Below are 23554 nucleotides of genomic sequence, written 5' to 3' on the forward strand. Positions count from 1 at the left end.
GATGCATGGAAGAAGTCTGCGTTACAGAATAATTTCTTCTCACGCCACATCACTTCTTCACAACGTACTGATACTGGATAAAGAACCGTGTCACCGACATCTTTGGCTAAGCGCTCTGACCAGATTTTGATGATGCCATTACGTGGGTCATTGTCTTTGTAGATTGCATGTCCAAAGCCCATGATCTTTTCTTTACGTTCCAATTTGCCCAGCATTTCTCGCTCAGCTTCTTCAGGGGACGTCCAGTTTTCAATCATTTCCATCGCTGCTTCGTTTGCTCCACCGTGTAATGGACCCCGCAGTGAACCAATTGCACCGGTGATGCATGAATGCATATCGGATAAGGTTGATGCGCATACACGTGCGGTGAAAGTCGATGCGTTGAATTCATGCTCTGCATAGAGGATCAGTGATACGTTCATCACTTGTTCATGCAGTTCATTTGGTTTTTCACCACGCAGCAGGTGTAGGAATTGAGCACCGATTGAATCGTCATCAGTGTTTTCTTCAATGCGTACGCCATCATGGCTAAAACGGTACCAGTAGCAAATGATTGCTGGAAGCGTTGCGAGAATTCGGTCTGCAACATCTTGCTGTTCGGCAAAGGATTGTTCTGTTTCTAGGTTGCCCAGCATCGATACGCCTGTGCGCATCACATCCATTGGGTGTGAATCTGCTGGGATACGCTCAAGGACTTCTTTGAGTGCTTGTGGCAGTTGGCGCAGTGATTTGAGTTTAGCTTTGTAAGCGGTGAGCTGTTCTGCTGTGGGTAGTTCACCAAAGAAGATCAGGTAGGCCACTTCTTCAAACTGGCAGTTTTCAGCGAGGTCTTGGACGTCATAACCACGGTAGGTTAAACCTGCCCCGCTTTTGCCTACGGTTGATAGTGCTGTCTTTCCTGCGACTTGTCCGCGCAATCCTGCGCCTGTGAGGACTTTTCCTTCAGCCATTTTTAATTCTCCTGTTTAAACAGCTTGTCTAATGTGTTTTCAAAGGTGTGGTAATCGAGAAATTCGTAGAGTTCTTTGCGCTGTTGCATTTTGTCGAGGACGTTGACTTGGGTACCGTCATTGCGAATGGCATGCATGACTTCCAGTGCTGCCTTTTGCATGGCACGGGTCGGTGACAGTGGGTACAGCACCATCGAGATGCCTTGTTCTGCCAGTTGTTCTTTGGTGTAGTATGGGGTATCGCCAAATTCGGTGATGTTGGCTAGTACAGGGACACCAACTGCATCACAGACGGTTTTGTACATGGTAATGTCAGTCATTGCTTCAGCAAAGATCGCATCAGCACCGGCTTCTACACAAGCACAGGCACGGTCAATCACCGCTTGTAGGCCTTCTTTTTGTAGAGCATCGGTACGTGCCATCACCACAAAGTTTGCATCGGTTTTGGCATCGACAGCCGCTTTGACGCGGTCGACCATTTCTTGTTGGGTGACGATTTCTTTATTTGGGCGGTGGCCACAACGTTTTTGGGCCACTTGGTCTTCGATGTGAACTGCGGCTGCCCCTGCGGCAATCATTTGTTTCACAGTGCGGGCAATGTTAAATGCCCCACCCCAACCCGTGTCGATATCGACCAGTAACGGGGTGTCTACACGTTCGGTAATCCGGCGTACATCTTCCAAAACATTATCCAGACTGGTCATGCCTAAGTCAGGCAATCCATAAGAGTAGTTGGCTACACCAGCACCCGAAAGGTAGATGGCCTTGTAGCCCACCTGTTTCGCCATCATTGCTGCATAAGCATTGACTGTACCGATAATTTGTAATGGTTTTTCCACTTCCAGTGCTTGTCTAAATCTTAAGCCTGCAGATTTTTGTTCTGTCATCGTCCTTTCCACGGCATTTACTTTAATTTTCGAGTTTTGAGTATAGCCATAATGACTGAATTGGCTATGACATTTTAGAATGAAAACTCTAAAACTTTAGTCCCATGGTTCACGCTTTTATTGTGTAATTTTCTTCCATGCATTGGGGTTTAGTGGTAAACAGGTAAGCCCCAAAACAACAATGTGTACATATTTTTGCTATGATAGCAACTAGAGACCCACATTTATTAGGCTGTTGTTAGTTATATGCACGACTCAGTTCAACTAGAACCCCTTACACGTGACATACCTCACACAAAACGAGGTCATGAACGCTGTCTTGCATTTTTATTAAGTGCAAACGAGTTGTTTTTGCAACATGGCTACGATGCAGTTTCACTTGATGATATTGTCAATCATGCGGGTGGTTCAAAAGCATCGATTTACAAATATTTTGGAAATAAAGACGGTCTTTTTACAGCAATTTGCGACTACCGTCGTGAGCTGTTTTTTAAAGATATTTGTATGCCTTTTGATTTCACTAAGGACAATTTGCGCGTTTATTTAATACAAACCATTTTAAATATTCAAACGCATCTTGTGCTTCCAGAAAATGCCTCTTTTTTAAGACTCATTATGGAACAAGTACAACGTAATCCACAGTTGGCTTTTCATATTCACAAACAAGGACCTAAACATATTGAAGATGCCGTGGCTTGTGTTTTAACCAAAGCAGATGAAATAGGCATTATTCGATGTGAACATCCGAATTATTCTGCGCAGCTTTTTTTTGGCATTGTGCGCGAATTAGAGTGGCGAGTACTCATGAACATCTATGTTGAAGAAAATGAACAAGAAAATCTAGAATATGTTCATTATTGTGTAGATCGTTTCTTAGCAGGTCATCAAAAAGTCTAGTTTTTTTGCAATTTCCTTTGCATATAGTATATTAATCGACTCTCTTTTTTCTTTTCACCAACCAACAACTAATTGTTGTTCTGTACCTATTTCGGTTTTCAGCAATTATTGTGGAGTAACAATGGCTCTACGTCACTTTCTTACCTTACGCGATTTATCTACTTTAGAACTGAACCAAGTTGTGCAACGCGGTATCGAACTAAAGCGTAAACAGCACAACAGCGAAGTATTCCAACCGTTTGTTGGTAAAGTCATGGGTATGATTTTTGAAAAATCGAGCACCCGTACCCGTGTATCGTTCGAAGCAGGCATGAGCCAGTTTGGTGGCAGTGCAATTTTCCTCTCACCACGAGACACCCAATTGGGTCGTGGTGAACCGATTGAAGATTCAGCACGCGTAATTTCAAGCATGTTGGATATTGTGATGATCCGTACTTTTGGACATGACATTGTTGAACGTTTTGCCTCTTATTCAAAAGTTCCTGTGATTAATGCTTTAACCGATGATCACCACCCTTGCCAACTACTTGCAGATGTTCAAACTTTTGTTGAACATCGTGGGCCCATTGCAGGCAAAACGGTAGCGTGGATTGGTGATGGCAACAACATGTGTAATTCATATATTGAAGCTGCACATATGTGGGGCTTCAAGTTAAAAATTGCTGCACCTAAAGGTTATGAACCCAAAGCAGAATTTTTAAGTGAATTTGCGCATTGTGCAGAACTGGTTAACTCAGCTGAAGATGCTGCCGTAAATGCAGACCTCATCGTGACCGATGTATGGGCAAGCATGGGCCAAGAAGAAGAGCAAAAAATTCGTGAAGCTGCTTTTGCAGACTATCAAGTGAATGAACGTCTTATGGATCTTGCTCATCCTGATTGTTTATTTATGCATTGTTTACCTGCGCATCGCGGCGAAGAAATTTCTGAAAAGATGCTCGACCATAAAAATGCTGTGGTTTGGGATGAAGCTGAAAACCGCTTACATGCACAAAAAGCATTGGTTGAGTTTTTAATCAATGAAAATACCAAGAAAGATTAATTAATTTTCCCAACGAAAAGCACCTAAGGGTGCTTTTTTTATACGGGCAAAGCTATAATCAGAACATAATTTTTATAAGCGACACTTTCCATGCATTTCAAAAAAACTGGCCTGTGCCTTGCTACAATCCTAAGCTCTACTTTTTTTCAGGTTCAAGCCTCAGAATTTGATGACTACTTACAGTCCAAAAAAATTATTGATCAAAATTTTAAAATTAAACAGCCTGAAACCCTGAACGAGATTTTAACTGTATTAACCGCAGAAGACTCACGAACTCTCCCAATTGAAATTGATAACAACACCATCATTGAACAATTTAATCTATATGCAGACCGTACTGAGCTTAAAGGCTTGATCATTACCCCTGATTTCGCGCAGTTTGAGCAAGATTTAGGTGCTAAAGAAGTTCAAAAAGTGATTAAAAAGAATGTTGTGCAAAACTGCAATATTTTCTTCGAGCATCAATATCAACGCCATAACCCCTACATTGTAAAATTACAGCTCAGCTCTGAGAAAAATAGCTACGATTTAGAATTAAAGCAAAAAGATTGTGGTATCAAATAGTACCTTTCTAGCGATTGGTTCTCTACTTTAGCGAACCAATCCTTGCGGTTGTAAGATAATCATGGCCGCACCAATTAATACCACTGCCCCACCCATTATGTCCCAACGGGTCAAATATACTTGATCAACATAACGCAACCATAGCAATGCGGTAAAAATATAAATTCCGCCATAAGCGGCATAAATACGTCCTGACGCAGCCGGATGTAAAGTCAACAACCACACAAAAGCACCTAGCGCTAAAGTTGTAGGAATCCACAACCAATGGCTTCTTCCCTGATTTAAAATCAAATAAGGGAAATAACAGCCTAATATTTCCATCACAGCGGTTACCAAAAACAGTACAAATGTACTTAAAACTTTCGTCAATTGAATATCCATGCAACCTACTTTTATTACTTCTAACTGTTAAATACTTTTTCAATAAAAAACCCGTGCGAACACGGGTTTTAAATTATGTAGCAATTCTTAAGCAGGCTCAGCCGTTTGGTCTTCAAAAACTTCAAGTTTTAGACCCACCGCTTTACCATTTTCGTTCTTCACAGAGACCGCAACATTGCCACCATGTTCTGCAAGCTCACCAAATAGAATCATTTCAGCCAGTGGTTTTTTCAAATGCTCTTGGATGAGTCGTTGCATTGGGCGAGCGCCCATTAAACGGTCATAGCCATTTTCAGCCATCCACTCACGCGCACTTTGATCCACTTCTAGAATGACTTTTTTCTCATCCAGTTGCGCTTGTAGTTCAGTTAAGAACTTATCCACCACATTTTCAATTACTGTCGTTGGTAAAGCTTTAAACTGAATCACACTGTCCAAACGGTTACGGAACTCTGGAGAAAATGCTTTCTTCATTGCATCTTGGTTATCATTACTGTTGTCTTGATCCATAAAACCAATACTCACGCGAGAAATACTTTCCGCGCCAATATTTGTGGTCAGGACCAACACCACATTACGGAAGTCTGATTTACGACCATTGTTATCGGTCAATGAACCATGATCCATGATTTGTAGCAATAAGTTGAACACGTCTGGATGCGCTTTTTCAATCTCATCTAGCAATAATACACAGTGCGGATTTTTATGAATCGCATCAGTCAATAGACCGCCTTGATCAAAGCCCACATAACCTGGAGGCGCACCAATCAAACGTGAAACTGCATGGCGCTCCATATACTCTGACATATCGAAGCGAACCAGCTCAACACCTAGTAATTTCGCAAGCTGCTTGGTGACTTCTGTTTTACCTACCCCAGTTGGGCCTGCAAAAACAAAACTACCCACAGGTTTATCTGGTGATTTTAAGCCTGCACGCGACAGTTTAATTGCTGAGCCTAAAGCTTCGATGGCTTCATCTTGACCAAAGACCACACGTTTTAAATCACGTTCAAGATTTTCAAGAACGGTCTTATCATCTTTAGATACGGTTTTTGGTGGAATACGTGCAATTTTCGACACGATATCTTCAATATTTTCCACGGTAATCAAGGTGTCATCTTGTTCAGCTTTCAGACGACGTTGTGCCCCTGCTTCATCAATGACATCAATGGCTTTATCCGGCAAGAAACGATCATTAATGAACTTCGCAGATAACTCAACCGCAGAAATTAAAGCTTTGTCATCATATTTAACATGATGGAAATCTTCAAACTTGCTCTTCAAACCGCGTAAAATATCAATCGTTTCTGAAATAGATGGCTCATTGACATCAATTTTTTGGAAACGGCGTGACAATGCATGGTCTTTTTCAAAGACTTGGCGGTATTCTTGGAATGTGGTTGAACCGATGCAGCGCAATGAACCATTGGCCAAAGCGGGTTTAATCAAGTTTGACGCATCCATTGTGCTGCCCATACTTGAGCCTGCACCAATAATCATGTGGATTTCGTCAATAAACAAAACTGCTTCTGGTTTCTTTTTCAACGCGTTCAAAAGCTGTTTTAAACGTTTTTCAAAGTCACCACGGTATTTGGTTCCTGCCACCAAAGCACCAATGTCCAAGCTATACACTTCAGCATTTGCCAATGGTTTCGGTGCTTTACCATTAACAATGAGCCAAGCTAAGCCTTCAGCAATCGATGTTTTACCGACGCCAGGATCACCGACCAATAACGGGTTATTTTTACGGCGACGACATAGAATTTGTGCTGCGCGCTCAATTTCTTTTTCACGACCAATTAAAGGATCTGTTTTACCCTTTTGTGCCTCAACATTTAAGTTGGTTGTATACAGCTCTAAAGGGCCTGCGTTGCTTGAACTGGTCGATTCACCATCAAGATCTTCAATTTCTTCTTCCACTTGCACTTCGTCTTTACGTGTGCCGTGGGCCAAGTATTGTGTCAGTGTTAAACGGTTAATTTGATGGCGTTTCAAGAGGTAGACTGCAAAAGAGTCACGCTCAGAGTACATCGCCACTAAAATGTCTGCGCCTTCAACTGTACGATCACCACCGCTTGATTGCACATGAAAAATTGCACGTTGTAAGATACGGTCAAAACTTTCAGTTGGATGCGGGGCTTGGTCACTGTTTTCGCCCAGCTTAGGAGTGTGCTGTTCTACATATTCTTCAAGCTCTTTGCGAAGCACAATAATATCTGCACCACAGGCTTTCAATGCATTTACGGCCGAATCATTATCGAGTAAAGCCAATAATAAATGTTCAACGGTTAGGAATTCATGTCTCTTTTGTCGAGCCATACTAACAGCCAAACGTAAGGATACTTCTAATTGACGACTGAGCATGGAACCCCCTTAATCTTTCGGCTCAATCTGACAAAGTAAAGGATGACCTTGAGACCGAGCGTAATTATTGACTTGGTTTGCTTTTGTTTCCGCGATGTCTCTCGGGTAAACGCCTGCAACACCTTTTCCTTCATAATGTACAGTTAGCATTACTTGAGTGGCTTGGTCAAGATTCAAAGCAAAGTATTGTTGTAAAATTTCAATAACAAAGTCCATTGGGGTATAGTCATCGTTCATTAAAACGACAGCATAGAGTGGAGGACGCTTAAGTTCAGGTGGTGCGGTTTGGACAGCGACATCCCCATTTTCTTCTTCATGCGGTTCATCATTGCTCAAGCGCGGGCTGATATGCCAGTCGACATAGCCAGATTCATGAAAAGACTGCTTGATTTCATTTAAACACGTTGAACGCTTAGAGATACCCATAAACTTACAATTCACAATTATTGTGCATTCGCCTCAGCCTGAGGAATTTCAGAGACAAATGCTGATTGACTTTCTACGGCTTCACCACGTGACCAACTAAAGCGTCGTGTCACTGGTGTGCTACCTGTTAAACGGACTTCGATAAACTGTGGCGTAAAGCCTTTAGGCATTGTCCAACGCCCTGTTAAACGCTCATAGTTTTCAAAGTTAAAGTTTTTGTCTTCAAGAGGTACAACTAAAACCTCTGTACCACGAATGAGTCGGAGTTCAACGGTACCTGAAGCTGCACGTTTAGATGGACTAACTTGAACCAAGTCAAGTTGATATTCAAATGCATTTTCAGGCAACGGTTTAATCGCAATATGCTGCACAGCCAGTGGAATACCACCGCGTTGACGCAAAACCTCACGGTAAATCACAGCAGTGGTTTCAGATTGCGCTTGTTGATCTAGAGCTTTTTGCAATGACAAATACAGCTCATTTGAATTGGTTACAGCAACGTCACGCTCCTGAACAGCAGCATTGTAGTTTTTATTTAAAGCATCCAGACTGGTCTTTTGCTTTTGTACCACTTCCACCAGTTGCTCAGCATCTGCATCAAAACCTACCACCGTTAAACCCTGACGATGTCCGACGGTATAGCCCAATACCCCACTTGCAACCATCAATATTGCAGCACCAATTGCCAAGGGCTTATTGGTCTGTAAAAACGGCTTTGCAGGTTCAGGCTGTTGTGACGTCATATTTGTGTCAGTGTTCGGCATCGTCATCTCTTATTTTGATTCAATTCAAAACACACATTTAAATCGAAATCTAAATGTGTGTGAAGTTTTAAAACGTTTTTTATGGTAATAAACCAATTCCGTCTAGGCCTGCAGTTTCAGCAAACCCAAACATTAAGTTCATGTTTTGAACGGCCTGACCTGCTGCCCCTTTAACTAAATTGTCTTGTACAGAAATTACCACTAATTTTTTCGGTTGTGGTTTATACAGCGCAATACGTAGTTGATTTGCACCCCGCACAGAACGTGTCTCTGGTGAACTTCCCGCAGGCATCACATCGACAAAAGCTTCATTGGCATAAAACTGTTCATATAAACTTTGCACATCAGCAGCTTCACCCGCATCGGTTAAGTCCACATAAATCGTGCTCAGCATGCCACGAATCATTGGCACCAAATGCGGAACAAACAAAATGTGGTTAAACACCTCTTTTAAGCCTGAAATATTTTCCAACGCTTCCACAATTTCAGGATGATGACGGTGACCTGCAACGCCATAGGCTTTAAAATTATCAGCATTTTCAGAATAGATCATACCAAGGCTGGCTTTACGGCCTGCACCAGACACACCCGATTTTGCATCAATAATAATACTTTCAGGTTTAACTAATGTGTCATTTTGCTTAAATAACGGCGCTAAACCCAGTTGTACTGTCGTTGGATAACAACCAGGGTTACCAATAACATTGGCTTGTTTAATCTGCTCACGGTTTAATTCAGACAAACCATAAACCGAGTCTTTCAACAGTTCAGGGCACGCATGCTGCATACCATACCATTTTTCAAACTGTTCTAAATCTTGTAAACGGAAGTCTGCGGCAAGGTCAATCACTTTAGTATTTGCAGCCACCAACTCTTCGGCATGCTTCATGGCAACGCCATGCGGTGTCGCAAAGAACACCACATCACATTTTTTCAGTTCATCAATATTCAAATCTGAATATTTGAGTTCGGTATGTCCACGTAAGCTTGGGAACATATCATCTACACGGCGACCGTCTTCTGTACGCGATGTTAATACGCTTACTTGCACATTTGGGTGTCGTAGTAAAAGACGCAATAATTCAACGCCTGTATAACCTGTACCGCCGACAATACCAACTGAAATCACGTGTATTACCTCAAACTTAAACTGTCCATTTCGTAACTGCCTAGTATGACAGGAAGTTTCTGCTTTCTAAACTGTTTTACTTGGAATTTATGCGTTTTTAGTGCTATCGACACCTATTAAGGCACATCCAATATACTCTGTGCAGGCTCAAAACCAATCTGATTTCGTCCCGAATGTTTCGCCTGATATAACAATTGATCGGCAGCTTGTATGGCATATTTTAAGTTGGAATGATGTACTGCAGCCAGTCCAAAACTTGCTGTCACGGCAATATTTTTTGAGGATAATCGTGCATCGGCAATACCTAAACGAATACGATTGGCAATGTTATAAGCCAGCGTGGGGTCATCAATTTGCAATAAGACAATGAACTCCTCTCCGCCGAAACGCCCCACCAAATCGTGCGCACGGACATTTTGCCCAATAATTTGACCGACTTGTTGTAAAATTTGATCACCCACCAAATGCCCATAGGTGTCATTAATTTTCTTAAAATGATCAATATCACACATGAGCAAGAAATAAGACTGTTTAGAGAGCTGATGCAACTTTCGTTTAGCCGCTTCGTTAAAGCCACGTCGATTGAATAAATGTGTTAGCGGATCTCTGAGCCGCTCATCATTGAGTTGATGGATAATATCGCGTACCAAGGTTCCGAGCAGCACTATTGCAAACCACATACTTAAGATAATGCTCGCAGCAAGCATCATCAGCCACCAAACTGAATTTGCCAGCATATCTGCTTCAATATTTCTTAAAAAGAGAAAAATAATGATTCCGCGAACAAAGGTATACAGCACAATAAACAAGTAAGAAAAATCGACTATTTTATTGAGCAAATCAATCCCTTGATAATGTTTAAACATTGAAAACAAAACCAAAGACTCAACCAATGCAATTGAAATGTTCAGAATCAGCATTCTGATCCACAGTTGATCATCTACGTAGGAATAATAACTGAGTGAAAGTAAAGCCATCACGACCAAGGCCAGACACCAATATGGACGTGCATTGGCATTCTTTCTTAAGCCCATGACGTAGGCGCTGGCCCATGCGCCAAACAAATACATACTGCCTAAAATGGGTGCCGACAAAGCCAACTGCTTATTCGACATCAAACTTTGTGCCGCCACAGAAAACGAAGGCACAATATATCCAAGCCCGAGCCACAATAAATATGAGGGAGCCCTAAAAGCAAAATGACATATTAAAAGCAAGCTTCCCATTAAAATCAGGCAAGCTGGAACGATTAATATAAAATAGTGGATATCTGTAAAATTCACATTTGAGGTCTTTGGACTAAAATTGAGGAATGTTTACCTTAGATCATGAAGTTTAGAGCATTTTTTGACTAACGCTCAATCAATCAGAAAAAATTATTTTTAAATTCTGCACGTAAAATTAACTTTAAACGCTTGCCCACCAATGCGGCAATGCGGTTGTTTTTAAGGTTTTTCGATGCTGTTGAAAAGCAGCATCATATTTGGCAACTTCCGCCCAAAAACGTGCACTATGATCAAAATGTTGCGTATGTGCGAGTTCATGCACACAGACATAACGCGTAATGGCTTCAGGAAACAACACTAAAGCACTGTTAAGCATAATGTCGTGTTTGGCACTACAACTCCCCCAACGTGTTTTGGGCTGACGAATTGAACATTGTGCAAATTTTAAACCAGTTTCATGACTAATCTGTTGCAAATAAATAGGCAAGTGCTGTTTGGCATATACAATCACAAAAGATTTTAAATAACTTTCAGGCTGACGGTCACTGATCCAAAGCTGGTGATTGTGCTCATCCAAAATATACGCATTTTTTTGTGTTTTATAGCTCACCGTTAAAGCATTTTGGCGATTAAATAACTGCAACTCTGTGGGCAGGGTTTGATCTATCTGTACCAGATTGGCTTGCTGCTTCTGCCACGTTTCAACCATCCACTGTTCAGATTGATTTAAAAAATCCTGAATTTGCCGTTTGCTACAAAACTTAGGCACGGTTAAACGAATTTGAGTCGGTTCAACACGAAGTCGTAACCGGGTCGCACGTGCATGATGGGTGATTTGAATTTCAGGTAGGTCTGCTAAGGTCATTAATATTATTCTTTTATTGAATCATCCTCCCGACCCTCCTTTTGAAAGGAGGGAGAAAAACATAAGATAAAAATGTTTTTGCTTTTAGCCCCTCTTTTTCAAAGAAGAGCTTAGGGAAGATTTAAAATTAAACAGCGGTACGTTCTTCAATACCGCTGTCTGTTGCAACAACTGCCACATCTGCTTTATTGATTGCAAAAATACCATTACACACCACACCTGGAATGTCGTTAATGGTTTTTTCAAGCTCAAGCGCATTTAAGATATTTAAGTTATAAACGTCTAAAATCACGTTACCATTATCCGTCACCACGCCTTCACGGTAAGCAGGATCACCACCGAGCGCTACAATTTTACGTGCCACAGCTGAACGAGCCATTGGAATCACTTCAATCGGAAGTGGGAAGTCACGCCCCAATTGATCAACCCACTTAGAGTCATCCACAATACAAACAAATTTTCTCGCAATTGAAGCTACAATTTTCTCGCGAGTAAGTGCAGCCCCGCCACCTTTGATCATATGCATATGACGGTCAATTTCGTCCGCCCCATCTACATAAGCATCTAGACCGCCCACAGAGTTCATATCAACCACTTCAATGCCTAATTTCTTTAAGCGCTCAGCCGTTGCTTCTGAACTTGCCACAGCAGCTTCAAGCTGAAGCTCTGGTAAAAGTTCAATTAAGAAATTCACGGTACTGCCTGTCCCTACCCCTAAAATGCCACCTTTAGGTAAGTGCTTTAAGGCAGCTTTTGCAGCAGCTTGCTTTTTTTCATCTTGGGTAGCATACAGACTCATAATTTGGCTCAACTATTTTTTGACATTTGTTGCTGATTTTACAGCCCAAATGTACAGGGGTTTGTTACAATGATCCTCTATTTTAAACTGTTAAATGGGAAATTAACATGCTGTCTCGTTTGGTTCGACAAATATTACAAGCAACAGTCTACGATGTTGCAATCGAAACTCCACTCGAAGCGGCACCTCGAATTAGTGAGAAACTCAATAACAACATTCGTTTTAAACGTGAAGACTTACAACCAGTTTTTTCATTTAAGCTGCGCGGTGCCTATAACCGCATTAGCCAACTTCCTAGAGCTCAACTTGAACGTGGTGTGATTACTGCATCTGCTGGCAACCATGCGCAAGGCGTAGCACTGTCAGGTAAAAAACTCGGCATTCGTGCCATTATTGTGATGCCGAAAACCACCCCAGATATTAAAGTTCAGGCAGTCAAACGCTTAGGCGGTGAAGTGGTTCTCCACGGTGACTCTTTTGATGTTGCCAACAAATATGCAATTCAACGTGCCACAGAAGACGGTATGAGTTTTATCCCTCCCTATGACGATGAACTGGTCATGGCAGGTCAAGGCACGATTGGCAATGAAATTTTGCGTCAATGGCGCGATGTCGACTATGTCTTCGTCGCTGTTGGTGGCGGCGGTTTAATTGCTGGTGTAGCAGCCTACTTAGGCGATGTTGCACCACATGTCAAAGTCATTCCTGTTGAATATGACGAATCTGCTTGTTTAAAAGCCGCATTTGAAGCAGGTGAACGTGTTGTACTGCCTCAAGTCGGTCTATTTGCTGATGGTACTGCGGTAGCACAGATTGGTGAAAAACCATTTGAAGTGATTCAACTCCAAAAGTCGGATAACTCAGGTCCGATCGTTGAGCGTGAAGTGGTTTTAGTCAATACCGATGAAATTTGTGCCGCCATTAAAGACACCTATGATGAGTGTCGTAGCATCGTTGAACCATCAGGTGCCATGGCCTTGGCAGGGATTAAAAAATATGTTGAAAAACACGAGCTGATTGGGCAAAACATCGTCTCAATTGTATGCGGTGCCAACATGAACTTTGACCGTTTACGTTATATTGCAGAACGTACCGAATTGGGTGAACGAAAAGAAGCTATTTTTGCTGTGACCATTCCAGAGAAAAAAGGTTCATTCCTGAATTTCTGCCGAGCGCTACAGGGCCGTAATATCACCGAGTTTAACTACCGTGCGAGCGATGCCAGTGCAGCACAAGTCTTTGTCGGGATTAGCTTAAAAGGCGGCGAAAAAGAGCGTCACGATATTTTTGAAGCGCTGAAAACTCAGTTCGATGTCGATGACTTATCTGATGATGAAGTGGCAAAACTGCATATTCGCTACCTAATTGGTGGGCATGCAGACCTTGAAAACGAGCGTTTGTTCCGTGTTGAGTTCCCTGAACGTCCAGGTGCGCTATTAATGTTCCTCGAACGCCTTGGCCCTACGCATAACATTACCCTATTCCACTACCGTAACCATGGTGCGGCGGAAGGTCGTGTCCTTGTTGGTTTAGAAGCAAGTGATGCGAAACAAAACCCAGATGGTTTGATTGAAACCTTAGAAAGTATTTCGTATCCATATGAAGAAATTACCAATAACCTAGGTTATCAACGTTTCTTAAAATAAAAGATTCAATACATACATAAAACCGCCCTTCGAGGCGGTTTTATTCTATGAGCTGAATCGGCTCTTCATCACCGAACGTATGGTTATACGTGACAATAATTCTGTCAATCAGTTCATCATTATGCGGTACCAACAGCCAATAGGGGTTCTGCCGCTCGATAACCAGTAAACTGAGTTCATAAGGCTCAATAAAAATTTTAATGTGGTTAAAAATAACATCAAAACTAAATTCAAAATCATAACCATGCATGTCTGAGGTTTCTTCTTCCTCACTCTCATACATTTGATAAAAAGACGCCATATCATCATTGATTTGGTTTTTCAGCTCGTCTAAGTCAATACCTAACTGTTGGAGTCGATGGCATTCATCAATACCATTTTGTCGAAAATCATCGAGTTCTATTTTTTGAATGTTTGAATAATAGCTATTCAACCAACGTACAAAGTGCTCGAACTCATCTTGTTCTTCTGGAATTGCGGTATCATTCAATTCTGGAAACGCGATCCTGAGGGATTCATACAGTGTCTTCCGCATTTATATACTCCTTTGGATGAGTGATATATTGGTATAAGGCAAAGCGCGGTTGATCGAAAAAAGCGTGTCTGTATAAAGATGACATCTTGTGAAATTTGGCACAACATTCGTTAACAATCGACGTATAAAAAAATTTAAAGGAAAGATGACATGGCACAATTTGCAGTGATTGGTTTAGGAAGCTTTGGAGCCACAGTTGCAACTCAACTCATTGAACTGGGACATGATGTCATTGGTATCGATAGTGAAAAAAAATATGTTGAAAATATTTCTGAGCAGGTGACCCATGCTGTCATCGCCGACGCAACAGATGAACATGTCCTCGATGAATTAAATATTAAAAACTGCGATGCCGTGGTGGTCGCAATTGGTGAAAATATTGAAGCCAGTATTTTGTGTGTGCTGCACCTCAAAAATATTGGGGTTGAAAAAATTTGGGTCAAAGCCAAATCAAAGTCGCACCATATGATTTTAAGCCATTTAGGGATTAGTAAAATTATTCACCCTGAAGAGGACATGGGCGTACGGATTGCGCAGTCTTTATGCTACCCCATGGTCAGTCGCTATATGGCGCTTGAAGATAACCACTATATTGTCAAAATTGAAATTGATGAAAAACTACAAGGGACTCGCTTCCGCCAATTGATGGATCAAGCACCTGATGTGAAAACATTACTCCATAAACGTGGCAAAGACGTTTTGTATAGCATTGACCCCAATTTAATTTTACAAGTGGGTGATATTCTAGTTGTTGAAGGTTTACTCGAAACATTACGTCGTCTTTCAGCACGGTTCAAATCATGAAAAAAGTCAAAGAATGGCAAACCCAACCAAACAGCACCATTAATTTAAGCCCGCCCAGCCTGCTGGCCTTGGGTTTTTTGAGCTTTATTATTATTGGGACTCTATTATTAAAGCTACCCATTTCACACCACGGTGAACTCAGTTGGATTAACTCTTTGTTCACCGCCAGCTCAGCCGTCACCATTACTGGACTGTCTGTGGTGAATGTCGGTGAAACTTTTACCGTAACAGGTAAAATCATCATTATGCTGCTGATTCAAATTGGTGGCTTAGGCTTTATGACTTTTGCAATTTTAGCCGCACTAAGTCTGTCGACTAAACTGGGTTTAAAGCAACAAATCATGGCGCAAGAGACCATTGGCCAAACCAGCTTATCCAAAGTGTCTTTCACCATTAAAGGGGTACTGCTGTATTCCTTATTTTTTGAAGCGATCGGCACGGTTATTTTGACCATAGCATGGTTAGAAGATTACAACTTCAATCAAGCTCTGTTTTATGCGGCTTTTTATAGTGTATCCGCATTTAACAATGGTGGCTTTTCACTGTTTCCCAACAGTCTAATGAGCTTCTCGGGTCAGTATCTCATTACCTTTACCATCAGTATGTTATACATCATTGGTGGGACAGGTTTTGTGGTATTAATGGACATTAAACGCAGCAAACGTTGGAAAGGCTTAAGTACCAATAGCAAACTGATTTTATCAACCATTGCAGGTTTGAACCTGATTGCTTTTGTTCTTTTATGGGCAATTGAATCGAACAACCCCCTCACCTTAGCGCCAATGAGCTTAGGTGACCAAGCTTTAAATGCATGGTTCCATGCCACAGTGCCTCGTTCATCGGGTTTTAACAGCCTCGATTTGGCACAAATGAAAGATGCCTCGACCCTCGTCACCATGTTACTGATGTTCATTGGGGGCGGCTCGATGAGTACCGCGGGCGGGATTAAAGTAGGTACTTTTATTATTGTTTTACTCAGCGTGATTAGCTTCCTTAGACGTGAAGATGAAATTCGTGTGTTCAATCACTCTGTTTCTCAAAAAACCTCTTTTAAGGCAATGGCTGTCGTCTCTATTACCGCAGCACTTATTTTCTTAGGCATCTTTACTTTATCCTTAATCGAGCCTAATCATCAGTTTATGGATTTGTTATTTGAAGCCATTTCAGCCGCGTGTACAGTCGGTTTATCACGGGGCATCACCGGTGAACTTCAACCTGCAAGTTTATTTATTCTGATGCTCTTGATGTTTGCAGGTCGTTTAGGTCCTTTAACGCTAGCCTACCTGATTGCGACGCCAAAAAAGAGCCGTTTAAAACATCCAGCTGCCGATATTCAAATTGGTTAAAACACCTAACACTTAAACATAAAAAAACCACGTATCAAACGTGGTTTTTTTATGTTTCTAAATTAGTACCAATTCATTAAGGACACGCCCAAGCCCACATAAGTCGCTCGGTGGTTATAATCAATTAAGCTCTCGCCATAACCATCAAACAACTGGAAATGGCCACGCAACTTCCCTGAAATAGGAAAAGCCCAGTCAAACTGTGCAGCACCGCGCGCGTCATCGCCACCTTTTAAACTATGACGCAGCATGAGTGAAAAGTCATGTTCATTCCAACGGTAGAATGCTGTTAAGTCACCCCGTCCGATATAATCCTTAATATCCGGGTTATTATCATCACCTGCATCTTCATCTAGACGGTACCAAGGGCGCAGCATGAGCGCAAAGTTGTCTCTTTCAAACCCCACATTCAACATGACACGGTTCCAACTACGTGACAACGGATCGGAACGACCATTAGACTGGTGGTTGAAAGTTAATCCCAGTAAGCGACCATTTAAACCCAACAGTTCATAATTGGTACGGAAAACCAAACTGGCTTCAGGCTCATAGTTCGTTTCACGGAACGGACGTGATTCATCACTATTATAAAGCTGCCAACGAGAAGACTGGGTATAACCTAACCAAACATCGCCATTGTCCCCAAATAGGTTTTCCACAGCTTTGGTTTTTAAAGACAGTTGGAATTTCGCTTCCATTGACTTTAGGTTCTGATCTTCATCCACCGTATTGGTCGGATTTGGACTTTGTGGAAATTCATTTTTATCTGTTGTCCAAAAACCAGGCATTAAATAGACAGGTTGATAGGCACGAATATTCCAAGTCCCCAGTTTACTTTCGGGTGAAAGCTCCCAACGACTATCCATTAAAGATAAATTTGGCGATATTTTAGGACCTTCAGAAGCGAAAACAGAGCTCACACTTTGTGTAATCTTCCCCGTGATATTTTCGGGTTCTGGCGCAATTTCCATAGCTGCACGTTGCTCAGAAACAATGCGCGGCTTTACTGCTTCAGGAATTTTAAATAATGCATCATAACAAGCCAAACGGTCTGCATTCGATGCCAATGCAACACATGCCTCGGCTGTTGCAGGAGCTGCAGGTACTTCGGAAATTTGTGCATGTGTTTTAGCGACACCCAAAGTACTGAGCACAGTCATGCTCAGTACTAAAGTTGAACGCTCAAATGATTTGAACGCCATACGACCCTCTTATTGTTTTACTGAACTTGTTGAATACTAAAACCTAACTCAATTAAAGTATCACGCTTCGCCATAGGTGCAACCACGGCTTTCGTTGGTTTTTGTTCAAGCAAGTATTGTACCGCCACACGTTGCAAGTCCTCTAAACTCACAGCCAAAAGACGGCTACGTAACTGCTTACGGAAGGCTGGTGTACGTGCATGCAAAAGTGCATAACATGCCGTAATCGCTTCACCCGCTGGTGAACCTGGTTTGTCCATACCAGCAATCAAACCTAAAATTGCTTCTTCAAGCTGATGTGGCTTTTGCTCAGTATTGAGCAACCATTGCACACTGGCTTCAAAGTCATTGAAGGTTTCAGCCAAACGCGGGTCACGGTAGCTATAGAAGCGGAATGAGCATGCGTTGCCATCATAGCTTGCACCACCACCATAGGCCCCACCTTTTTCACGAATTGCACTGTGTAAGAAACCATTACGCAAGTACGCTGCCAGCACCATCAGCGGGGCAGCATCTGGATGTGACACCTCAACGGCTTGATAAGCCGATGAACAGAATTGAACATTCGCTTGAATTAACCATGCCTCATCTGCATCGGTATCAACCTGCTCAGTAGCTTTTAAAGTCACAGTTTGCTCAGGAATAGCTAACTTGTCCCACACGTTTTGAACTTCTTCAACCAAACGGTCTGACTGATGTTCTTCACACACCAGTAAGAACTGTTTTGGTGCTTGTAAAAGTTTTAAGTGAATCGCTTTTAATTCATTGATCAAATCATCATAAGCTGCTGCATCTTTTTCAATACGGCTGACTAGATCGCCTAACCAGTTTAATGCACCCAAGCCCGTGTTGTGATAATCACGTTTTGCCAAAGCACTGTGGTTACGTCCTGCAATTTGCATGGCATAACTGTGGCCTGAACCTGAAAGACGGGATGCCCAACGTGTTTTACGTTGTTGCAATAACTCAACAATGCGATCTTTTTCGTCAAAACGCAGTTGTTCAAAAGCCAGTTTCAACAATGCAATACTGTCAAAATTACTCACCAACGATTTTGTGGTCAGCGTTAACCATGCACTGATTTGATTTTTATCATTTACTTGAGATCGTAAAGAGGCGCCCATACCTAAACCACCACTCACCGCAGTTTGTAGTTGTTGTAGTTCTAGATAGTCATATTGACCTGCACCAACTTCACCCATCAAAATGGACAGCAAGTTAAAGTATGGCGATTGCACTACATCTTGCGGAATCTGGATCAGCACTTGGTTGTAGTAAATACCATTCGTACCCGCATGATAAAGATTCAACGGATAATCGATACGATTTGAGATAATCTCGCGCAACTGCCCTTGTACAATGTGCAGTTCAGCAGGCACATCTTCCAAGCCCACTTTTGGCAAAAGATTAAGGTCATCTGGGGTATCTTGACGGACTTTGAGTGCTTCAGTTTGTGCTTCAATTTCTGCTTTTTCAGCTTCTGTTAGCTGCGCACCAATTTCGGTTAAACGTGCTTTTTCTGCCGCCGCTTCCACCGCAGATTTATTGGCATCAGGCACCAACGTCATTTGTACACGGTGCGGGTTATCAATCAAATAGGTTTTGATTAAGTTTGACAACCACATTGGATCTTTCAGTTCTTCTTTCACCGCAGCAATGGCTGAGTCTACATCCCATACAGTGACTGGGTCACTGTGGTGAATTGCACTGCCCAAACCATTTAAAATCAGGCTTAGACCATAAGGCATGCCATCACCATTGATTTCACGTTGGTGCAATTCAATTTGATGTAAAATCGCATCGACCATATTTCGATCGACAGGTTTTGAAGCGACATCTTCTAAAACCTTAAACACACCTGCTTTAAACTCAGCTGTATGCTCAGGATTTGAACCTTGTACGCCACAGTAGAAGGTCATTTCATAATTTGAATCATCTACTCCCATAATCGGGCCAGTAGACTGTGCATAACCACAGGTCTCAAGGTAGTGACGTAACGGAGAAGCCGAATCTTCTAACAGCACACCTTCGACAAGGCGCATACCTAAGCGTAGTTTGATCTCACTGGCTTTAGGCAATAACCACGAAATGATGTGATAAGTTTTGTCTTTTAAATCTTCTGCATCTACCGCATAGGTTTCAGTCACTTCTAGCGGCGCAGTCAAACGGCGCTCTTCTTTAGAAAAGAGCGTTTCACCTTTTGAAAACTTGGCCAAGGCTAAAGTTTCAAACTGCTCTTGTAGATTGTAAGCAGGCTCATTACCAAAGGTCATAAAAACTGCGTTACTTGGGTGATAATGCGACTTGTAGAAATCCACCAACTCAGGATAAGTCAAGTCCGGAATATCTTTAGGGTCGCCACCTGAGTTGTAGTGATAAGTGGTTTCAGGGAATAAGTGGTGCGCTAACTGATGATACAACTGGTCTGAAGGCGAACTCATAGCCCCTTTCATTTCGTTGAAAACCACACCTTTATAAACAGGCTCACCGTTTTCAAGCTCAATGCGGATTCCTTCTTGGGCAAAATCCAACGGATTCAAATTGGCTGCAAAAGCCGCATCTAAATACACTTCAAGTAAATTTTGGAAATCTTTTTTATTCTGAGTCGCAAATGGATACGCTGTCCAGTCCGCCGCAGTAAAGGCGTTCATAAAAGTGTTCAGTGAACGACGAATCATTAAGAAGAACGGATCACGAACAGGAAATTTTTCCGAACCACACAGTGCTGTGTGCTCTAAAATATGCGCTTCGCCTTTTGAATCCATAGGTTGGGTGCGAAATGCAACCAAGAATACATTTTCATCATGATTGGTGGCTAAGTGATAATGCACTGCCCCAGTGACTTTATGTTTATATTCAGACACTAAAATGTCTAAAGCTTCAACATGGTGTTGACGTACCAACTGAAACGCAGGATGTACAGTTTGAGAAATGGTTTCAGTGACATCTACAGTCATGTGATCTCCTAACAATAATTAATACACTGCCTGCATTATAGCTGTAGTTGTCAAAAGATTTCACGCTGAAAACCCGAGTAATTTGCTGGAAATTTGAAAAGCATCTCGGTGCTTTCCAATTTTCAGTCTTTTTGAGGGAAGTGTTCTCAGAAAGTAAAACTAGATGAGATATTTAAAATAATTATAGTTCGGGTGATTTTCCACAAAAACATAGTTTTGCTTTTGATAAAAACTGGCTGCGGATAAATCTGCGGTATTTAAACACAGTGCAGAAAAGTTTGGACGCGCACATTTTTCTAGATGCGCCAACAACTGACGACCCACACCGCTCTTACGGTATTTAGGATGTACATAAAAACGGCGTACGCGCCCAATCCGCGCCTCGATTTCATTTTCACCCCATTGTTGATTTAAACCGCCACAGGCAATCAATTGGTCTTGATCATAGGCCAATAACAACACTTCACCCTTTTGATCAAAACGATTTTTTCCACTTTGATATTCTTCGATCAAGCGGGTCAACGGTTCATATCCTTCTTTTGCTGCATGTTGTGCCAAAGCTTGTATTTGAGGAGGTAATTGTTCTGCCGCTTGAATTAAAATTTCCATCTAAACTTCCTTGAATATGAGCAAAGCCATTTCACTACATTTGCCACGTAAATAAAATGAATTTTCCTCAACAAACTACAGCAATCTTGAGCATTGGTGTAAAATGTCGCTTTATTTTCAATACGTGACGAAAAAAGACATGGCAACTGTTGATCTTTTTGCAATTGGTAATGCACTAATCGACCAAGAATTTAAAGTCTCTGACGACTTCCTTATTCAACAACATTTGCAAAAAGGCACTATGCAGTTAACTGATGGTGAAACACAAGCAGATCTTTACAAAAAATTAAAAGAAACACAAAGCTATAAAGGTCAGGCTTCAGGTGGTTCAGCAGCCAACACCACCGTTGCTTTTAGTGCCTTGGGTGGTTCAGCATTTTATGCATGCCGCGTGGGTAATGATGAGCTAGGGCAAACTTACCTCAATGGTTTACACGAAGCAGGCATTAAAAACACTGAAAAATCAATCAGTGAAGGCGTAACAGGCACGTGTATGGTTTTAGTCAGTGAAGACTCTGAACGCACTATGCATACCTATTTGGGGATCACGGCCGAGTTAACTGAGCAACAAATTGACTTTGAACCCTTAAAAACAGCGAAATGGCTCTATATCGAAGGTTATCTTTCTACCAGCGATAGCGCACGTTTAGCTGTTAAGCAGGCGCGTAAAATTGCCAAAGCTCATGGTGTTAAAATTGCATTAACCCTATCTGACCCTGCGATGGTGCAATACGCGCGTCATGGTCTAGATGAAATGATTGCGGATGGTGTGGACTTATTGTTCTGTAACCAGCAAGAAGCCATGATGTACACTGAAACTGAAACAGTTGAGGCAGCTTTAGCAAAACTTAAAACACTGAGCCAGCATGTGGTGATTACGCTTTCGGCGGAAGGTGCACTTATTTCAAATGCACAGGAAACATTTAGTGTTGAAGGTCGTAAAGTACACGCTATTGATGCCAATGGTGCAGGTGATGCCTTTGCTGGTGCCTTCCTCTATGCCGTGAATGCAGGCTTAGGCTTACATACAGCTGCGCAACTTGCAATTTTGATTTCAAGTGAAGTGGTGTCACAGTTTGGCCCTCGTTTGGCTGTGGCAGATTACGCTGAATTGTTCCAACAACTGCAAAAGGAATGTGCATGATGCAAAAAATTTGCATGACGGAAGACATCCCAGAACGCGAAGCGCGTTCTTTTGAAACACCTAAAGGGGATACGATTTTTATCACCCAACGTGACGGTGCCTTCTTTGCTTACCAAAACATTTGCCCACATTTGCAAGTTGAACTTGAATTTTTGGAAAACCAGTTTTTAGACCGCGACCAAGAATTTATTGAGTGTTCGACCCATGGTGCGCTATTTATGGTGGAAACAGGTGAATGCATTTCTGGCCCATGCCAAGGTGAAGCACTTGAAAAAGTAGCGATTACCGTGCATTCTGACGGCGGGATTTATCTCACAGAAGAATAATGAAATTGGACGTTCACCATGTATGAGTTGCTACATCACCCTGACTTGATGCTCTTTCATTTCAGCTTATTGACTTTAGTCATACTCAGCATGGTGGAAACCTTAGGCTACTTTTTTAAATCACGTCCAAGTCATTTCCTCAAAAGGCTCTCCCCGCAAAAACTGACTGAATCTCCACTGCTGGACGTTAAGTTTTCTAAAGTGCTGATTGTGGTTTTTCTCTTACTTAATTTTAGTGTTGCAGGTTATTTCCTTCAGTTCTGCATCTATGCCAAAGAACAAACGTTTACTTCAGCTTACTATCTGATTTTGCCCGCGCTAATTATTGCAATTTTCTTTACCGTTTTTATGATCCACTGTTTGGATCAAGTTATTAAACCCAGACCTGATAAAAAACAAACCAACTTACTGGGGCGTCTGGCAACCATCTCCAGCGGGAATGCACGTCCTGGTTTTTCGGCTCAAGCTCGCGTTCGCGATGAATATGGTCAACTCCACTATGTGCAAGTTGAACCTGAGTTTGGTGAGCTTGAGTTTCAGTCACAAATTATTCTCATTCGTCTAAAAAAGTCGCATTACATAGCAAAGAAAATTTCAAAATCCAATCAACTTTTTAGTGGTGAAAATACGCGCTAAACAAGCACTCAATCTGACCTCGTTTCAACGCTGTACGTCTATATAAGCATGTTTA

At 41.9% G+C, this 23554-nt stretch carries 23 protein-coding genes; 9 read left to right on the forward strand and 14 right to left on the reverse strand.

What is annotated here, in order from left to right:
- Both PTT44_RS04705 and prpB read right to left on the reverse strand, forming a co-directional pair.
- A partial coding sequence (locus PTT44_RS04705) for a citrate/2-methylcitrate synthase (RefSeq protein ID WP_273795553.1) occupies positions 1 to 950 on the reverse strand: 950 nt, incomplete at its 3' end.
- A gap of 2 nt (positions 951 to 952) precedes the next feature.
- Positions 953 to 1837, reverse strand: a complete 885-nt coding sequence (gene prpB / locus PTT44_RS04710) for a methylisocitrate lyase (protein WP_062033198.1) — start codon at positions 1835 to 1837, stop codon at positions 953 to 955.
- A 246-nt stretch (positions 1838 to 2083) separates the two neighbouring features.
- Here prpB and PTT44_RS04715 point away from each other — a divergent pair, with 246 nt between their 5' ends.
- The 3 genes from PTT44_RS04715 to PTT44_RS04725 all read left to right on the forward strand — a co-directional run bounded on the left by PTT44_RS04715 (position 2084) and on the right by PTT44_RS04725 (position 4340).
- Positions 2084 to 2734 (forward strand): TetR/AcrR family transcriptional regulator, encoded by a 651-nt coding sequence (locus tag PTT44_RS04715; protein WP_005401081.1) that lies wholly within the window; start codon positions 2084 to 2086, stop codon positions 2732 to 2734.
- 121 nt (positions 2735 to 2855) lie between these two features.
- Positions 2856 to 3776 carry an ornithine carbamoyltransferase gene (argF, locus tag PTT44_RS04720; RefSeq protein WP_010326946.1) on the forward strand — a complete coding sequence of 307 codons (921 nt, stop codon included), beginning with the start codon at positions 2856 to 2858 and terminating at the stop codon, positions 3774 to 3776.
- Positions 3777 to 3866: 90 nt separating this feature from the next.
- A complete protein-coding gene (locus PTT44_RS04725) occupies positions 3867 to 4340 on the forward strand; it encodes a hypothetical protein (protein WP_168158801.1) in 474 nt (157 codons plus the stop codon).
- Positions 4341 to 4367: 27 nt separating this feature from the next.
- Here PTT44_RS04725 and PTT44_RS04730 read toward each other — a convergent pair whose 3' ends face one another.
- From PTT44_RS04730 to rpiA, 8 genes are all read right to left on the reverse strand, one after another.
- Positions 4368 to 4721, reverse strand: a complete 354-nt coding sequence (locus PTT44_RS04730; protein WP_168158802.1) for a YnfA family protein — start codon at positions 4719 to 4721, stop codon at positions 4368 to 4370.
- A gap of 87 nt (positions 4722 to 4808) precedes the next feature.
- On the reverse strand, positions 4809 to 7085 hold the full coding sequence (gene clpA, locus PTT44_RS04735) for an ATP-dependent Clp protease ATP-binding subunit ClpA (protein WP_004981809.1): 2277 nt from the start codon (positions 7083 to 7085) through the stop codon (positions 4809 to 4811).
- Between the two features lie 9 nt (positions 7086 to 7094).
- Positions 7095 to 7511: an ATP-dependent Clp protease adapter ClpS gene (gene clpS, locus PTT44_RS04740; RefSeq protein WP_004981811.1), complete on the reverse strand. Its 417-nt coding sequence runs from the start codon at positions 7509 to 7511 to the stop codon at positions 7095 to 7097.
- A 17-nt stretch (positions 7512 to 7528) separates the two neighbouring features.
- Positions 7529 to 8275, reverse strand: a complete 747-nt coding sequence (locus PTT44_RS04745) for a DUF6776 family protein (protein ID WP_004696694.1) — start codon at positions 8273 to 8275, stop codon at positions 7529 to 7531.
- A gap of 79 nt (positions 8276 to 8354) precedes the next feature.
- Positions 8355 to 9410 carry an N-acetyl-gamma-glutamyl-phosphate reductase gene (argC, locus tag PTT44_RS04750; protein WP_171304193.1) on the reverse strand — a complete coding sequence of 352 codons (1056 nt, stop codon included), beginning with the start codon at positions 9408 to 9410 and terminating at the stop codon, positions 8355 to 8357.
- 110 nt (positions 9411 to 9520) lie between these two features.
- Positions 9521 to 10552, reverse strand: coding sequence for a GGDEF domain-containing protein (locus PTT44_RS04755; RefSeq protein ID WP_168158803.1), 1032 nt, complete (start codon positions 10550 to 10552; stop codon positions 9521 to 9523).
- 259 nt (positions 10553 to 10811) lie between these two features.
- Positions 10812 to 11495 carry a YgjP family zinc-dependent metalloprotease gene (locus tag PTT44_RS04760; protein ID WP_168158804.1) on the reverse strand — a complete coding sequence of 228 codons (684 nt, stop codon included), beginning with the start codon at positions 11493 to 11495 and terminating at the stop codon, positions 10812 to 10814.
- A 127-nt stretch (positions 11496 to 11622) separates the two neighbouring features.
- Entirely contained in the window at positions 11623 to 12294 is a 672-nt protein-coding gene (gene rpiA / locus PTT44_RS04765) for a ribose-5-phosphate isomerase RpiA (RefSeq protein ID WP_004696685.1), read from the reverse strand.
- A gap of 107 nt (positions 12295 to 12401) precedes the next feature.
- On the opposite strand from rpiA, the gene ilvA reads away from it, so the two are divergent.
- Complete coding sequence (ilvA, locus tag PTT44_RS04770) at positions 12402 to 13940, forward strand: threonine ammonia-lyase, biosynthetic (RefSeq protein ID WP_168158805.1); 1539 nt, start codon at positions 12402 to 12404, stop codon at positions 13938 to 13940.
- Between the two features lie 40 nt (positions 13941 to 13980).
- Here the strand turns inward: ilvA and PTT44_RS04775 are convergent, their stop codons facing one another.
- Complete coding sequence (locus PTT44_RS04775) at positions 13981 to 14475, reverse strand: hypothetical protein (protein WP_168158806.1); 495 nt, start codon at positions 14473 to 14475, stop codon at positions 13981 to 13983.
- Between the two features lie 150 nt (positions 14476 to 14625).
- Between PTT44_RS04775 and PTT44_RS04780 the strand changes: the two genes are divergently transcribed.
- Positions 14626 to 15279 carry a potassium channel family protein gene (locus PTT44_RS04780; protein ID WP_168158807.1) on the forward strand — a complete coding sequence of 218 codons (654 nt, stop codon included), beginning with the start codon at positions 14626 to 14628 and terminating at the stop codon, positions 15277 to 15279.
- Positions 15276 to 16625 carry a TrkH family potassium uptake protein gene (locus PTT44_RS04785; RefSeq protein ID WP_168158808.1) on the forward strand — a complete coding sequence of 450 codons (1350 nt, stop codon included), beginning with the start codon at positions 15276 to 15278 and terminating at the stop codon, positions 16623 to 16625. The genes PTT44_RS04780 and PTT44_RS04785 overlap by 4 nt, the downstream gene beginning before the upstream one ends.
- Positions 16626 to 16687: 62 nt before the next feature.
- On the opposite strand, the gene PTT44_RS04790 is transcribed toward PTT44_RS04785, so the two are convergent.
- The 3 genes from PTT44_RS04790 to PTT44_RS04800 all read right to left on the reverse strand — a co-directional run bounded on the left by PTT44_RS04790 (position 16688) and on the right by PTT44_RS04800 (position 21393).
- Complete coding sequence (locus tag PTT44_RS04790) at positions 16688 to 17827, reverse strand: phospholipase A (protein ID WP_168158809.1); 1140 nt, start codon at positions 17825 to 17827, stop codon at positions 16688 to 16690.
- 17 nt (positions 17828 to 17844) lie between these two features.
- Entirely contained in the window at positions 17845 to 20784 is a 2940-nt protein-coding gene (locus PTT44_RS04795) for an insulinase family protein (protein ID WP_168158810.1), read from the reverse strand.
- A gap of 159 nt (positions 20785 to 20943) precedes the next feature.
- Entirely contained in the window at positions 20944 to 21393 is a 450-nt protein-coding gene (locus PTT44_RS04800; RefSeq protein ID WP_058869792.1) for a GNAT family N-acetyltransferase, read from the reverse strand.
- Between the two features lie 139 nt (positions 21394 to 21532).
- Between PTT44_RS04800 and PTT44_RS04805 the strand changes: the two genes are divergently transcribed.
- Genes PTT44_RS04805 through PTT44_RS04815 form a run of 3 tightly spaced genes read left to right on the forward strand, consistent with a single transcriptional unit; the run spans position 21533 to position 23499 of the window.
- A complete protein-coding gene (locus tag PTT44_RS04805) occupies positions 21533 to 22537 on the forward strand; it encodes an adenosine kinase (protein ID WP_168158975.1) in 1005 nt (334 codons plus the stop codon).
- Between the two features lie 14 nt (positions 22538 to 22551).
- On the forward strand, positions 22552 to 22863 hold the full coding sequence (locus tag PTT44_RS04810) for a Rieske (2Fe-2S) protein (protein ID WP_010326961.1): 312 nt from the start codon (positions 22552 to 22554) through the stop codon (positions 22861 to 22863).
- A gap of 18 nt (positions 22864 to 22881) precedes the next feature.
- Positions 22882 to 23499: an OB-fold-containig protein gene (locus PTT44_RS04815; protein ID WP_058951796.1), complete on the forward strand. Its 618-nt coding sequence runs from the start codon at positions 22882 to 22884 to the stop codon at positions 23497 to 23499.
- The last annotated feature ends 55 nt before the right edge of the window (positions 23500 to 23554 follow it).

The organism is Acinetobacter sp. Gutcm_16, from assembly GCF_028649355.1.
GTDB lineage: Bacteria > Pseudomonadota > Gammaproteobacteria > Pseudomonadales > Moraxellaceae > Acinetobacter > Acinetobacter johnsonii.